This window comes from Streptomyces sp. NPDC032472 (assembly GCF_040636955.1).
Classification (GTDB): Bacteria; Actinomycetota; Actinomycetes; order Streptomycetales; family Streptomycetaceae; genus Streptomyces.
This window is the reverse complement of sequence record NZ_JBEZVK010000033.1, coordinates 18,600-33,758: the sequence shown is the minus strand read 5'-3', so window position 1 is coordinate 33,758 and position 15,159 is coordinate 18,600. Positions and strand designations below refer to the sequence as shown.

General features: G+C 71.2%; 13 protein-coding genes. All 13 read left to right on the top strand.

The annotated features are described in order from the left end of the window. Positions 1-124: 124 nt before the first annotated feature. The 13 genes from AB0F11_RS22620 to AB0F11_RS22560 all read left to right on the top strand — a co-directional run bounded on the left by AB0F11_RS22620 (position 125) and on the right by AB0F11_RS22560 (position 15,147). Positions 125-1,429: a homoserine dehydrogenase gene (locus AB0F11_RS22620; protein WP_362176567.1), complete on the top strand. Its 1,305-nt coding sequence runs from the start codon at positions 125-127 to the stop codon at positions 1,427-1,429. A 6-nt stretch (positions 1,430-1,435) separates the two neighbouring features. After that, positions 1,436-2,506, top strand: a complete 1,071-nt coding sequence (gene thrC, locus AB0F11_RS22615; protein ID WP_362176564.1) for a threonine synthase — start codon at positions 1,436-1,438, stop codon at positions 2,504-2,506. A gap of 298 nt (positions 2,507-2,804) precedes the next feature. Further along, a complete protein-coding gene (gene thrB / locus AB0F11_RS22610; RefSeq protein WP_362176562.1) occupies positions 2,805-3,737 on the top strand; it encodes a homoserine kinase in 933 nt (310 codons plus the stop codon). Between the two features lie 428 nt (positions 3,738-4,165). Then, positions 4,166-6,196 (top strand): transcription termination factor Rho, encoded by a 2,031-nt coding sequence (gene rho, locus AB0F11_RS22605; protein ID WP_362176559.1) that lies wholly within the window; start codon positions 4,166-4,168, stop codon positions 6,194-6,196. A 384-nt stretch (positions 6,197-6,580) separates the two neighbouring features. Next, a complete protein-coding gene (locus tag AB0F11_RS22600) occupies positions 6,581-7,681 on the top strand; it encodes an LCP family protein (protein ID WP_362176556.1) in 1,101 nt (366 codons plus the stop codon). Positions 7,682-7,881: 200 nt separating this feature from the next. Then, a complete protein-coding gene (gene rpmE / locus AB0F11_RS22595) occupies positions 7,882-8,100 on the top strand; it encodes a 50S ribosomal protein L31 (protein ID WP_361906812.1) in 219 nt (72 codons plus the stop codon). Between the two features lie 111 nt (positions 8,101-8,211). Then, entirely contained in the window at positions 8,212-9,297 is a 1,086-nt protein-coding gene (gene prfA / locus AB0F11_RS22590; protein WP_361906814.1) for a peptide chain release factor 1, read from the top strand. 51 nt (positions 9,298-9,348) lie between these two features. Further along, a complete protein-coding gene (prmC, locus tag AB0F11_RS22585) occupies positions 9,349-10,194 on the top strand; it encodes a peptide chain release factor N(5)-glutamine methyltransferase (protein ID WP_361906816.1) in 846 nt (281 codons plus the stop codon). 46 nt (positions 10,195-10,240) lie between these two features. Next, the gene (locus AB0F11_RS22580; RefSeq protein WP_361906818.1) at positions 10,241-10,888 is read left to right on the top strand and encodes an L-threonylcarbamoyladenylate synthase; all 648 of its coding nucleotides are present in this window, start codon (positions 10,241-10,243) and stop codon (positions 10,886-10,888) included. 17 nt (positions 10,889-10,905) lie between these two features. Next, positions 10,906-11,562 carry a protein-tyrosine-phosphatase gene (locus AB0F11_RS22575; protein WP_362176678.1) on the top strand — a complete coding sequence of 219 codons (657 nt, stop codon included), beginning with the start codon at positions 10,906-10,908 and terminating at the stop codon, positions 11,560-11,562. Positions 11,563-11,756: 194 nt separating this feature from the next. After that, entirely contained in the window at positions 11,757-12,986 is a 1,230-nt protein-coding gene (gene glyA / locus AB0F11_RS22570; protein ID WP_362176551.1) for a serine hydroxymethyltransferase, read from the top strand. 104 nt (positions 12,987-13,090) lie between these two features. After that, on the top strand, positions 13,091-14,425 hold the full coding sequence (locus tag AB0F11_RS22565; RefSeq protein WP_362176676.1) for an MraY family glycosyltransferase: 1,335 nt from the start codon (positions 13,091-13,093) through the stop codon (positions 14,423-14,425). 284 nt (positions 14,426-14,709) lie between these two features. Then, the gene (locus AB0F11_RS22560; RefSeq protein WP_362176548.1) at positions 14,710-15,147 is read left to right on the top strand and encodes a hypothetical protein; all 438 of its coding nucleotides are present in this window, start codon (positions 14,710-14,712) and stop codon (positions 15,145-15,147) included. Positions 15,148-15,159: the final 12 nt, after the last annotated feature.

Here is a 15,159-nt window from a genome sequence, read left to right as displayed (position 1 = left end):
GAAATAGGCGTCTCACTCAATGGACCGAGGATGGAAACTTCTGTCCATTGAGTGAGACTGGTTCAAACCTGGCGTACACCCCCGTACGCCGGGTGCCGAAGGAAGATCGAAAGGCGTAGGTCGAATGATGCGTACGCGTCCGCTGAAGGTGGCGCTGCTGGGCTGTGGCGTGGTCGGCTCAGAGGTGGCGCGCATCATGACGACGCACGCCGACGATCTGGCGGCCAGGATCGGCGCGCCCGTCGAACTGGCCGGCGTCGCCGTGCGCCGCCCCTCCAAGGTCCGCGAGGGCATCGACCCCGCCCTCGTCACCACCGACGCGACCGCGCTGCTCAAACGCGGGGACATCGACGTCGCCATCGAGGTCATCGGCGGCATCGAGCCGGCCCGGACCCTGATCACCACCGCGTTCGAGCACGGCATCTCCGTCGTCTCGGCGAACAAGGCGCTCCTCGCCCAGGACGGCGCCGCCCTGCACGCGGCGGCCGAGCAGGCCGGGCTGGACCTGTACTACGAGGCCGCCGTCGCCGGCGCCATCCCGCTGGTCCGCCCGCTGCGCGAGTCCCTGGCCGGCGACAAGATCAACCGGGTGATGGGCATCGTCAACGGCACGACGAACTTCATCCTCGACAAGATGGACGCCACTGGCGCGGGCTACCAGGAGGCGCTCGACGAGGCGACCGCCCTCGGCTACGCCGAGGCCGACCCGACCGCCGACGTCGAGGGCTACGACGCGGCCGCCAAGGCCGCGATCCTCGCGGGCATCGCCTTCCACACCCGCGTCCGCCTCGACGACGTCTACCGCGAGGGCATGACCGAGGTCAGCGCCGCCGACTTCGCCTCCGCCAAGCGCATGGGCTGCACCATCAAGCTCCTCGCGATCCTGGAGCGGGCCGCCGACGGCGAGTCCGTCACCGCGCGCGTGCACCCCGCGATGATCCCGCTCAGCCACCCGCTCGCCTCCGTCCGCGAGGCGTACAACGCCGTCTTCGTCGAGGCGGAGGCCGCCGGGCGGCTCATGTTCTACGGGCCCGGCGCGGGCGGTTCGCCGACCGCCTCGGCGGTCCTGGGCGACCTCGTCGCCGTCTGCCGCAACAAGCTCGCCGAGGCAACGGGGCCCGGCGAGTCGGCCTACACCCAGCTGCCGGTCAGCCCCATGGGCGACGTCGTCACCCGGTACCACATCAGCCTCGATGTGGCCGACAAGCCGGGTGTCCTCGCCCAGGTGGCGACCTGCTTCGCGGAGCACGGGGTCAGCATCGACACCGTCCGACAGCAAGGGCGTCCTGACGGGGTCGGCAATGAGGCCTCCCTCGTCGTCGTCACTCACCGCGCGCCCGACGCCGCCCTCTCCGGGACCGTCGAGGCGCTGCGGAAGCTGGACACCGTCCGCGGTGTCGCCAGCATCATGCGCGTTGAAGGGGAGTAAGGACCCATGAGCAGCAATCGCACCCACCAGTGGCGCGGCATCATCGAGGAGTACCGGGACCGCCTGCCGGTGACGGACTCGACGCCGGTGGTCACGCTCCGCGAGGGCGGCACTCCCCTCGTGCCCGCGCTGGTGCTTTCCGAGCGCACCGGCTGCGAGGTGCACCTCAAGGTCGAGGGCGCGAACCCCACGGGGTCCTTCAAGGACCGCGGCATGACCATGGCGATCACCAGGGCCAAGGAGGAGGGCGCCAAGGCGGTCATCTGCGCCTCCACCGGCAACACCTCGGCCTCGGCGGCCGCGTACGCGGTGCGCGCCGGGATGGTCTCGGCCGTCCTCGTGCCCCGAGGCAAGATCGCGCTCGGCAAGATGGGCCAGGCCCTCGTGCACGGCGCGAAGATCCTCCAGGTGGACGGCAACTTCGACGACTGCCTCGACCTCGCCCGCGCGCTGTCCGACAACTACCCCGTGGCGCTGGTCAATTCCGTCAACCCGGTGCGCATCGAGGGCCAGAAGACGGCTGCGTTCGAGATCGTGGACGCGCTCGGCGACGCCCCCGACATCCACGTGCTGCCCGTCGGCAACGCCGGCAACATCACCGCGTACTGGAGGGGGTTCAAGGAGTACAAGGCCGACGGCCTGGCCTCCCGTACGCCCCGCGTGTGGGGTTTCCAGGCCGCGGGTTCCGCGCCCATCGTGCGCGGCGAGGTCGTCAAGGAGCCGCAGACGATCGCCACGGCGATCCGGATCGGCAACCCGGCCTCCTGGGAGTACGCGCTCGCCGCGCGCGACGAGTCGGGCGGTTTGATCGACGAGGTGACGGACCGCCAGATCCTCGCCGCCTACCGCCTGTTGGCCGCGCAGGAGGGCGTCTTCGTCGAGCCCGCCTCGGCCGCGTCCGTGGCCGGCCTGCTCAAGGCCGCCGAGCTGGGCCTGGTCGACCCCGGCCAGAAGATCGTGTGCACCGTCACCGGCAACGGCCTGAAGGACCCCGACTGGGCGGTCGCCGGCGCTCCGCAGCCGGTCACCGTTCCGGTGGACGCGGAGGCCGCGGCCGTCCGTCTCGGCCTGGTCTGACCTTCCGGCCGGAGGGCCACCGCCGGGTTCCGGAGCGATCCGGAACCCGGCGATCGGGGCCGTACGCCGCCAAGAACCAGCAGAATTCGGGTCGAAGACCGCGACACGCATCGTGCGCCTCCCGTGCGCCCTATGTCGCGAGAGAACCTTCCTTCGATACGCTGTACTGACATCCGCCACCGCGCATATGACCGTGGTGCTGCCCAGGGGGCCTTCGGGTGTCGCACGTTCTCCAGTACATTCACAGCGAGCCAGCGAACATCTCGTCTCGCACAGTCACAAGGAGTGTCATCGGACGATGGCCGGTCCAGCGTTCCGCGCCGCCGCCGTACGGGTGCGCGTTCCCGCCAGCAGTGCCAACCTCGGCCCGGGCTTCGACGCCTTCGGCCTGGCCCTGGGACTCTACGACGACGTCGTCGTCCGGGTGGCCGACTCCGGCCTGAACATCGACATCGCCGGTGAGGGCGCCGAGACCCTGGCGCGGGACGAGAGCCACCTGCTCGTACGCTCCATGCGCACCGCTTTCGACCTGCTGGGCGGACAGCCGCGCGGCCTCGAGGTCGTCTGCGCCAACCGCATCCCGCACGGCCGCGGCCTCGGCTCGTCCTCCGCCGCCATCTGCGCCGGCATCGTCGCCGCCCGCGCCGTGACCATAGGCGGCGAGGCCCGGCTCGACGACAAGGCCCTGCTGGAGCTGGCCACCGAGATCGAGGGCCACCCCGACAACGTCGCCGCCTGTCTGCTCGGCGGCTTCACCCTGGCCTGGATGGAAGGCGGCAGCGGCAAGGCGATCCGCATGGAGCCCTCCGATTCCATCGTTCCGGTCGTCTTCGTACCTTCCAAGCCCGTCCTGACGGAGACCGCGCGCGGCCTGCTGCCGCGCACCGTCCCGCACGTGGACGCGGCCGCCAACGCCGGCCGTGCGGCCTTGCTCGTCGAAGCCCTGACCAGGCGTCCCGAGTTGCTGCTGCCGGCCACCGAAGACCGGCTCCACCAGGAGTACCGGTCCCCGGCGATGCCCGAGAGCGTGGCACTCGTCAACCGACTGCGGGCGGACGGCATCCCCGCGGTCATCTCCGGCGCGGGGCCCACGGTCCTCGCGCTGGCCGACAACGGCGCGGCCGACAAGGTCGCGCAGCTCGCCGGCGAGGGGTGGGCGGCCAACCGGCTCGCCCTCGACGCCGCGGGCGCGAGCGTCCTTCCGCTGGGCACCCAGGGCGGCCAGTCCTAAGGGCTCCAGCTGCCAGGGGCGGGCGGTCAGGGCAGGCCGCCCGCGCGGATGGCGCGATTGCCGGTGATTGAGAGGGGGAATATCTGTTGGATCCGGTAGTGTTACTCTCAAGTGTGCAGCCGAAGCCGCCATGGCTCGGTGCTCAGTGTCCCCATCAGGGACCACCTTTCTTCCGGGAGCCTCCCCGACTGCTTTGATCGCCGCCAGCAGTTTCGAGCACGCTCCGGAATCGGCGTGAACGTCCCACGCTTCCAGCTCGGGGGCCTCTCGCCGGAACCACTCATGCACGTTTCTCTCCGCCGTACCTCTACCGGCGGACCACCGCCCCGGCTGCGGTCCACGACCCATCAGGACATGGACTGCCGTCGGACAGCACAACCGGTCGCCGAGCCAGACAGGCCGACGTCCGCTCCAGGGAAGGACCCTTCGTGAGCGACACCACCGATCTGATGGGCGCTGCCGACACCTCTGTCGACACCAGCGCCCCCGCCGCGGCCGCCGCGCCCAAGCGTCGCCGCTCCGGCACCGGCCTCGAGGGCATGGTCCTCGCCGAGCTGCAGCAGGTCGCGTCGGGCCTCGGTATCAGGGGCACCGCGCGTATGCGCAAGAGCCAGCTGATCGAGGTCATCAAGGAGGCGCAGGCGGGCGGCAGTGCCCCCAAGGCCGCGGCTCCCGCCGCGGACGCCGCCGAGGCCAAGCCGAAGCGCCGCGCCACCAGCAAGGCCCGCACGGGCGAGGCCGCCGCCGAGGCGCCCGCCGAGAAGGCCGCTGCGCCCGCCCAGATCGAGATCCCGGGCCAGCCGGCCGGCGCCGACGCCCCGGCCGTCGAGCGCCGCCGCCGCCGTGCCACGGCCCCCTCCGGCAGCCCGGAGACCGCGGCCCCCGCCGCCACCGTCGTGGTCGAGGCCAAGGCAGACACCGCCACCGCCCCCGCGCCCGCCGAGGTCAAGGCCGAGGCGGCCACCGCCGTCTCCGCGCCCGCCCAGGCCGGCCAGGAGGAGGGCCGCAGCCGTCGCGACCGCCGCGACCGCGGGGAGCGCCAGCGCGACCGCCGCGAGCGCGGTACCAAGGCCGACGAGCAGGGCCAGGGCGCCCAGGGCGGCCAGGGCGGCGGCCGTGGTGACCGCGACCGCCAGCAGGGCGGCCGCGGCCAGGGCCAGCAGGGCCAGCAGGGCCAGCAGGGCCGCCAGGACAGCGGCCCGCAGGACGACTTCGACGACGAGGGCGGCCGCCGTGGCCGCCGCGGCCGCTACCGCGACCGCCGGGGCCGGCGGGGCCGCGACGAGTTCGCCCCGGGCGAGCCGCAGGTCGCCGACGACGACGTCCTGATCCCCGTCGCGGGCATCCTCGACATCCTCGACAACTACGCGTTCATCCGGACCTCGGGCTACCTGCCCGGCCCCAACGACGTGTACGTCTCCCTCGCCCAGGTCCGCAAGGCGGGTCTGCGCAAGGGTGACCACATCACCGGTGCCGTGCGCCAGCCCAAGGACGGCGAGCGCCGCGAGAAGTTCAACGCGCTGGTGCGCCTGGACTCCGTCAACGGCATGGCGCCCGAATCGGGCCGCGGCCGACCGGAGTTCCAGAAGCTGACCCCGCTCTACCCGCAGGACCGGCTCCGCCTGGAGACCGACCCGGGCGTGCTGACGACGCGCATCATCGACCTGGTGTCGCCGATCGGCAAGGGCCAGCGCGGTCTGATCGTGGCCCCGCCGAAGACCGGCAAGACCATGATCATGCAGGCGATCGCCAACGCGATCACCACGAACAACCCCGAGTGCCACCTGATGGTCGTCCTCGTCGACGAGCGTCCGGAAGAGGTCACCGACATGCAGCGGTCGGTCAAGGGCGAGGTCATCTCCTCGACCTTCGACCGCCCGGCCGAGGACCACACCACGGTCGCCGAGCTGGCCATCGAGCGCGCCAAGCGCCTCGTCGAGCTGGGCCACGACGTGGTCGTCCTGCTGGACTCCATCACCCGTCTGGGCCGCGCGTACAACCTCGCGGCGCCCGCCTCCGGCCGCATCCTGTCCGGTGGTGTCGACTCGACCGCGCTGTACCCGCCGAAGCGCTTCTTCGGTGCCGCGCGCAACATCGAGGACGGCGGCTCGCTGACCATCCTGGCCACCGCGCTGGTCGACACCGGCTCGCGCATGGACGAGGTGATCTTCGAGGAGTTCAAGGGCACCGGCAACATGGAGCTCAAGCTCGACCGCAAGCTCGCCGACAAGCGCATCTTCCCGGCCGTCGACGTCGACCCGTCGGGTACGCGCAAGGAGGAGATCCTCCTCAACAGCGAGGAGCTCTCCATCGTCTGGAAGCTGCGCCGGGTGCTGCACGCGCTCGACTCGCAGCAGGCCATCGAGCTCCTGCTCGACAAGATGAAGCAGACGAAGTCGAACGCCGAGTTCCTGATGCAGATCGCCAAGACGACCCCGGCCGGCAAGAACGACGACTGACGTCGGCGTCCGGCGCCGTCGCACGGCACCCACCGGGACCGCCCCCACCGCAGCCGCGGCGGGGGCGGTCCCGCGTTTTGCGGCCGCAGCGGCCCGTACGCGCCCCGCCGCGGGCCCGGAGCGTGCGAGTTCCGCCACACCCGGCCCGGCGTGAACCGTGCCGGGGCCGGATGCGTCCTTCCGGGAAAAGCCCCGGCAGCGGCCCTGCGGGCGCCGGCTCGCGGCTCCCGCGGGCCCGTGCGGCTTACGGCACCCCCGGTCCGGGGGCGCCGCGGGCCCGTGGAACCCTGGAGGGCGTTCCTCCGTCTGTGTCAGGGGGGCGAGGGGGAGCGGGGGAGGCCGGGCCGGATGGCCGGAAACCGTATGTCCAGGACTGAGGAGAGCATGAGCGAGGACAGCAGGGGTGTCGGCGGGCGTGCCGAGGCCCGGCGCCGACGGAAGCCCGCGAAGAGCCGCAAGGCCCTGGCGATCGTCGCGTGGAGCGCGGCGGGCGTGGTCCTGCTCGGCGGGGCGGGCCTCGGCTGGTTCTACTTCAAGCTGAACGGGAACCTGAAGACGGTCGACATCGACGGCGCGCTCGGCAAGGACCGACCGCAGAACGTGGACAACGGCTCGATGGACATCCTGGTCCTCGGCTCCGACTCCCGCGGCGGCGCCAATTCCGAGTACGGCCGCGACGACGGCGGCTCGGCCCGCTCGGACACGGCGATGATCATCCACCTGTACGACGGCCACAAGAAGGCCAGCGTCATATCGATCCCGCGCGACACCATGGTCAGCCGGCCGCCGTGCACCCAGTCCAACGGCAAGACGGACAAGGGCCGCCAGCGCGAGCAGTTCAACGAGGCGTTCACCATCGGCGGGGCCGCCTGCGTGGTCAAGACCGTCGAGAAGATGTCGGGGATCCGCATGGACCACTACATCGAGGTCGACTTCACGGGCTTCAAGAAGATCATCGACAATCTCGGCGGCGTCGAGGTGACGACGACCAAGCCCATCAAGGACGGCTCCAGCCACCTCGACCTGCCCGCCGGAAAGAACCACCTCAACGGCGAGCAGTCCCTGGGCCTGGTCCGCACCCGCAAGAGCGTCGGCGACGGCAGCGACCTGGGCCGAATACAGCTCCAGCAGGCGTTCATGAAGGCCCTGATCAAGCAGGTCAAGGGCATCGGCATCTTCGACAACCCCAAGCGGCTGATGGACCTCGCCGACACCGGCACCAAGTCGCTGACCACGGACAAGTCGCTCGGCGACGTGAAGTCCCTGCTCGGCTTCGCCCAGAGCCTGCAGGGCATCGACGCCCAGAACATGCAGATGATCACGCTTCCGGTGGCCGCGGACCCGCTGGACTCCGACCGGGTCGTGCCGCTCACCAAGGAGTCCAAGATGGTCTGGGACGCCCTGCTGGCCGAGCAGCCGATCCCCGCCGAGGCCACGGCCAAGTCCGCCGGCGACAAGAGCTCGGCGGGCGAGATCGTCCGCTGACCCCCGACCCGCGGCGAAAGACCTGGTCACAGGCGTTCTGCCGGGTCCTGGAATAGATGCCCGACCCGGCTCGTTGAGGAGGGCGTTCCCGGAATTTTGTCAGGCAGCCCGGTCCTGGCAGACTGGTCTGTCGGCCCCGGTTCACGCAGTGCGCAATTCGGCTCCTGCGACCCGGCGCCCTCCCGAATCTAGGAGACACCTTGAAGCGCGATGTTCACCCCGAGTACGTCGAGACCGCGGTCAGCTGCACCTGCGGCGCGTCGTTCACCACCCGTAGCACCCTGACCGAGGGCACCATCCGTGCCGAGGTCTGCTCCGAGTGCCACCCGTTCTACACGGGCAAGCAGAAGATCCTCGACACCGGTGGCCGTGTCGCCCGCTTCGAGGCCCGCTTCGGCAAGGCTGCCGGCTCGAAGTAGCGAGCCCACGGCGCCGGACCCCGGCTGCACCCCGCTCACGCGGGGGCGGCCGGGCCGGCGCCTTTGTCGTCCCGCAGCCCTTTTTCGTACTTTTCACCCCAGGAGCCCCCGATGTTCGAGGCGGTCGAGGAACTGGTCGGCGAGCACGCCGACCTTGAGAAGAAGCTCGCCGACCCTTCGGTCTTCGCCGATCAGGCCAACGCGCGCAAGCTCAACAAGCGCTACGCGGAGCTGACCCCGATCATCGCGACCTACCGGGCGTGGAAGCAGTCCGCGGACGACATCGAGACCGCGAAGGAGTTCGCGGCCGACGACCCCGACTTCGCCGCCGAGGTCAAGGAGCTGAGCGCGCACCGCGAGGAGCTCACCGAGAAGCTCCGCCTGCTGCTCGTCCCGCGCGACCCCAGCGACGACAAGGACGTGCTCCTGGAGATCAAGGCGGGCGCGGGCGGCGACGAGTCCGCCCTGTTCGCCGGCGACCTGCTGCGCATGTACCTGCGCTACGCCGAGCGCGTGGGCTGGAAGACCGAGATCATCGACTCCACCGAGTCCGAGCTCGGCGGCTACAAGGACGTCCAGGTCTCCGTGCGCACCAAGGGCGGCAACGGCGCGACCGAGCCCGGTCAGGGCGTGTGGGCGCGCATGAAGTACGAGGGCGGCGTGCACCGCGTCCAGCGCGTGCCGGCCACCGAGTCCCAGGGCCGCATCCACACCTCCGCCGCCGGCGTGCTCGTCACCCCGGAGGCCGAGGAGGTCGAGGTCGAGATCAACCCCAACGACCTGCGCATCGACGTGTACCGCTCCTCGGGCCCCGGCGGCCAGTCCGTCAACACCACCGACTCGGCCGTGCGCATCACGCACCTGCCGACCGGTGTGGTCGCCTCCTGCCAGAACGAGAAGAGCCAGCTCCAGAACAAGGAGCAGGCCATGCGCATCCTGCGGTCGCGCCTGCTGGCCGCGGCCCAGGAGGCCGCCGAGCAGGAGGCCGCGGACGCCCGCCGCAGCCAGGTGCGCACCGTGGACCGCTCCGAGAAGATCCGTACGTACAACTTCCCGGAAAACCGGATCTCGGACCACCGGACCGGCTTCAAGGCGTACAACTTGGACCAGGTGCTCGACGGCGACCTCGACCCGGTCATCCAGGCGTGCGTCGACACGGACTCGGCCGCCAAGCTCGCGGCCGCGAACCAGAACTGACCTGACCCTCCCCCGTCACCCCCTCGTACGACAGCAGCCCGGAGGACCAGCGTGAACTTGCTGCTTGCCGAGGTGGCCCAGGCCACCCAGCGGCTGGCCGCCGCAGGCGTTCCCTCACCGCGTTTCGACGCGGAGGAGCTCGCGGCCTTCGTCCACGGCGTCAAGCGGGGGGAACTGCACCACGTCAAGGACGCGGACTTCGACGCCCGCTACTGGGAGGCCGTCGCCCGCCGCGAGGCGCGCGAGCCGCTCCAGCACATCACCGGCCGGGCCTTCTTCCGGTACCTGGAGCTCCAGGTCGGGCCCGGGGTGTTCGTGCCCCGGCCCGAGACGGAGTCGGTGGTGGACTGGGCCATACAGGCCGTCCGGGCGATGGACGTCGTCGAGCCGCTGATCGTCGACCTGTGCACCGGGTCCGGGGCGATCGCGCTGGCCATGGCGCAGGAGGTGCCGCGCTCGCGCGTGCACGCCGTCGAGCTGTCCGAGGACGCGCTGCGCTGGACCCGCAAGAACGCCGAGGGCTCGCGGGTCACCGTCCACCAGGGCGACGCGCTGGAGGCGCTGCCCGAGCTGGACGGCCAAGTCGACCTGGTCATCTCCAACCCGCCGTACATCCCGCTCACCGAGTGGGAGTACGTCGCCCCCGAGGCCCGCGACCACGACCCGGAGATGGCCCTGTTCTCCGGCGAGGACGGCCTCGACACCATCCGCGGCATCGAGCGCACCGCGCACCGGCTGCTGCGGCCCGGCGGCATCGTCGTCATCGAGCACGCCGACACGCAGGGCGGTCAGGTCCCGTGGATCTTCGCCGAGGAGCGGGGCTGGGCCGACGCCGCCGACCACCCCGACCTCAACAACCGTCCGCGCTTCGCCACGGCCCGCAAGGCCCTGCCGTGAGCGCCCCCCTTCCCGCCACCCACCTGCATCACGAGGAGGCCCGCTGATGGCACGGCGATACGACTGCAACGACGCGACGGACCGCAAGACGGGTCTGCGTGAAGCGGCATCCGCCGTCCGCCGCGGCGAACTCGTCGTGCTGCCGACCGACACGCTGTACGGGATCGGCGCGGACGCCTTCAGCGCCGAGGCGGTCGGCGACCTGCTCGCCGCCAAGGGGCGCGGCCGCAACATGCCCACCCCGGTGCTGATCGGCTCCCCGAACACCCTGCACGGGCTGGTCACCGACTTCTCCGAGCAGGCGTGGGAGCTCGTCGACGCCTTCTGGCCGGGTGCGCTCACGCTCGTCGCCAAGCACCAGCCGTCGCTGGCCTGGGACCTGGGGGAGACCCGGGGCACCGTCGCCGTGCGCATGCCGCTGCACCCCGTCGCGATCGAGCTGCTGACCGAGGTCGGCCCGATGGCCGTGTCCTCGGCCAACCTGACCGGGCACCCGGCGCCCGAGGACTGCGACGCGGCGCGGGCGATGCTCGGCGACTCGGTGTCGGTGTACCTCGACGCGGGCCCGACTCCGGGGATCCAGCCGTCGTCGATCGTCGACGTCACCGGGAAGGTTCCCGTCCTGCTGCGTGAGGGGGCGCTGACCGCCGAGCAGCTGCGGGAGGTCGTACCCGACCTCGAGGTGGCCCCGTGAGCCCTCGGGGGCGGGGCATAGCGAGCGGGCCCCTTCCGGTCGGTGCCCCGGGAGGTGCTGCCGGTGGTGGCGATACCTTCCGCATCCTGCACGTCAGCACCGGCAACGTGTGCCGCTCGCCCATCACCGAGCGGCTGACCCGGCATGCGCTGGCGCGCCGGCTCGGCGACATACCGGCGAGCAGCCTGATCGTGGAGAGCGCGGGCACGTGGGGCCACGAGGGCGCGCCGATGGAGGCGAACGCGGCGGCCGTGCTCGCGGACTTCGGTGCGGATGCGTCGGGGTTCACCGGGCGGGAGCTGCTCGACGAGCACGTCATACGGGCCGACCTCGTGCTGACCGCCACCCGGGACCACCGGGCGCAGGTCATCTCGATGGGGCACTCGGCCGGGCTGCGGACGTTCACGCTGAAGGAGTTCACGCGGCTCGTGCGGGCGATAGATCCGGCCACGTTGCCGCCGTTGGACGACGGGGTGGTGGAGCGGGCTCGGGCGTTGGTGCGGGCCGCCGCTGCCTTGCGGGGGTGGTTGTTGGCGCCCTCGCCCGATGCGGACGAGGTCCACGACCCCTACGGTGCGCCGATCACGTTCTTCCGGTCGATCGGCGACGAGATCAGCCAGGCGCTGGACCCGGTGGTCACGGCCCTGACGGGTTTCGCGGGCCCGGGCCGCTGACCCCGCCGCGGCGCGGAGCCTCTCCCCGCCCCGCCCTTTCTCCGTGTCCCGGCTCCGCCCCGGACCCGTTCGCCTCAAGCGCCGGCGGGGCTTGATGTGCCGCCGGCGGGGCCGGGTGCGGACCGTCGGGCGGGAGTGGTGGGGGCGGCCTACAGTGGCTGGTACCGGTTGACCCACTGCGCGGGAGTCGTGCCATGAGCGTCACCACCCAGGCCCCGGACGTCCTGCGCCGGCAGGATCCGCAGATGGCCGACGTGCTCGCCGGGGAGGCGCAGCGGCAGCTCAGCTCGCTGCAGCTCATCGCCGCCGAGAACTTCACCTCGCCCGCCGTGCTGGCGGCCCTCGGCTCCACCCTCGCGAACAAGTACGCCGAGGGCTATCCGGGCCACCGGTACCACGGCGGCTGCGAGTACGCCGACCTCGCCGAGCAGACCGCCGTGGAGCGGGCGCGGGCGCTGTTCGGGGTCGAGCACGCCAACGTGCAGCCGCACTCCGGTTCGGCGGCCGTCCTGGCCGCGTACGCGGCGCTGCTGCGGCCCGGGGACACGGTGCTGGCGATGGGGCTGGCGTACGGCGGGCACCTCACGCACGGCTCGCCGGCCAACTTCTCCGGCCGCTGGTTCGATTTCGTGGGGTACGGGGTCGACGCCGAGACGGGCCTGATCGACTACCTGCAGGTGCAGCAGCTGGCGCGTTCCCATCGGCCCAAGGCGATCGTGTGCGGGTCGATCTCCTATCCGCGGCACCCGGAGTACTCGGTGTTCCGGGAGATCGCCGACGAGGTGGGGGCGTACCTGATCGCGGATGCCGCACACCCGATCGGGCTCGTGGCGGGCGGGGCCGCGCCCAGCCCGGTCCCGTACGCCGACGTGGTCTGCGCGACGACGCACAAGGTGCTGCGCGGTCCGCGCGGCGGCATGGTGCTGTGCGGTGCGGAGTTCGCCGAGCGGATCGACCGGGCGGTGTTCCCGTTCACGCAGGGCGGCGCGCAGATGCACACCATCGCCGCCAAGGCGGTGGCCTTCGGGGAGGCGGCCCGGCCGGCGTTCACCACGTACGCCCATCGGGTGGTCGCCAATGCGCGGGCACTCGCGGACGCGCTGGCGGCGCAGGGGTTCGCCGTGACGACCGGTGGGACCGACACCCATCTGATCACCGCCGACCCGGCGCCGCTCGGCATCGACGGCCCCACGGCCCGCGGCCGGCTCGCCGCGGCGGGGATCGTGCTGGACACCTGCGCGCTGCCGTACGGGGACCAGCGGGGCATCCGGCTCGGTACGGCCGCGGTGACCACGCAGGGCATGCGGGAGCCGGAGATGGCCCGAATCGCGGCCCTGTTCGCCTCCGCGCTGAAGGGGGAAGCGGGGCGGACCCGGGCGGAGGCTGCCGAGCTGGCACAGGCCTTTCCCCCGTATCCGGATTAAGCAGGGCAGGCAGGGCGTACCGCAACCGTTCGAGGGGGCCCTCGCGTCCTTGGTCAGGGGGACATCGCAGCTAATGTGTGGGGCTGAGATGGCCGGCGATACATCTGGGGCAGCCCGTGCGTGAATATCTGCTGACGCTTTGCGTCACGGTCGCGGTGACCTACCTGCTGACCGGACCCGTGCGGAAGTTCGCGATCGCGGCCGGCGCGATGCCGGAGATCCGCGCCCGCGACGTGCACCGCGAGCCCACTCCGCGGCTCGGCGGCATCGCCATGTTCGGCGGGCTGTGCGCGGGGCTGCTGGTCGCCGACCACCTGAAGAACCTCAACGGCGTCTTCGAACTGTCGAACGAACCGCGGGCCCTGCTCTCGGGGGCGGCCCTGATCTGGCTGATCGGCGTCCTCGACGACAAGTTCGAGATCGACGCCCTGATCAAGCTCGGCGCACAGATGATCGCCGCCGGTGTGATGGTCATGCAGGGCCTGACCGTGCTGTGGATCCCCGTCCCGGGCATCGGGACGGTCGCGCTCACCCAGTGGCAGGGCAACCTGCTCACCGTGGCCCTGGTGGTGATCACCATCAACGCCGTGAACTTCGTCGACGGCCTCGACGGCCTGGCTGCCGGCATGGTGTGCATCGCCGCCGCGGCGTTCTTCCTGTACGCGTACCGCATCTGGTACGGCTACGGCATCGAGCCGGCCGCGCCCGCGACCCTGTTCGCCGCGATCCTCATGGGCATGTGCCTGGGCTTCCTGCCGCACAACATGCATCCCGCCCGGATCTTCATGGGCGACTCGGGCTCGATGCTCATCGGCCTGGTCCTCGCCGCGGGCGCCATCTCGATCACCGGACAGGTCGACCCGGACACCATGGCGCTCTTCGCCGGCGGTGAGCGCAACGCGACGCACGCGATGCTCCCGGTCTTCATCCCGCTGCTGCTGCCGCTGACGATCATCGCCATCCCGATGGCCGACCTGGTTCTGGCCATCGTGCGGCGCACCTGGAAGGGCCAGTCGCCGTTCGCGGCCGACCGCGGGCACCTGCACCACCGGCTGCTGGAACTCGGTCATTCGCACAGCCGGGCCGTGCTGATCATGTACTTCTGGTCGGGGCTGATCGCCTTCGGCGCCGTGGCCTACTCGGTGCACTCCGCCTCGATGTGGATCGTGCTCGCGATCGCCCTGCTGAGCGCCGTGGGCCTGGTGCTGCTGCTCCTGCCGCGCTTCACGCCGCGTGCGCCGCGCTGGGCGGAGTTCCTGGTCCCGCCGCGCTACCGGCACGCCGAGCGGGCCGCGGAGGCCGCCGCGCTCGACGCCTCGGGCCGCGAGCCGGAGCCCGCGAGGCCCGTCACGGTCGGTGTCTCCGGCGTCAACGGAGCGACCGCCGTGGGCCCCCGTTCGCGCTTCCCCGACCGGCGTAAGGCGGAATCGGCACGCTGACGGCGGCGGTGCATGTCGGATATGCCGTCCCTTTAGCACACGAGATGCCGGGGTGTCCTGCACACACGGGCGGATTAGCTCTCATGTGTGACAGTGAGCACACCCCTCAGGTAAAGCTCTCATCAAATAGTTTGTGATACCGTTCACTAGACCCGGCGACAGAGCCGAAGGACCGTAGTGCGACGGTCCATTGGCCCGAGGTTCCCTCTCGGACCGGGCTTACGCTCGTCCCGTACGAGTCCCGTACGAGTCCGTGCCCCCACCACCACGCGGAGCCAAGCGCCATGCGGTCTGATGACGCCCGATCCCTGCTGCCCATCGTCGTGCCCACTGCTGCTGCCGGCGCTGTTGCCGCGCTCGTCAGCGGTGTGCTCGCGGGCGGCAAGGGCGCGATCGGCGCGGCCGTGGCCACGCTCATCGTGATCGTGTTCATGGGCCTCGGACTCTTCGTGCTCCAGCGCACCGCCAAAACCCTGCCCCAGCTGTTTCAAGCCATGGGGCTGATGCTCTACACGGCACAGCTGCTGCTGCTTTTCATCTTCGTCGCCGTGTTCAAGAACACGACGCTGTTCAATCCCAAGGCCTTTGCGATCACGCTCGTCGCCACCACCCTCGTGTGGATCGGCGCACAGACGCGCGCTCACATGAAGGCCAAGATCCTCTACGTCGAACCGGACTCGACGAAGGGCGACAAGCCTGAAAATCCGGGGCCGAAATCGTGAGGGGTAGGGCCG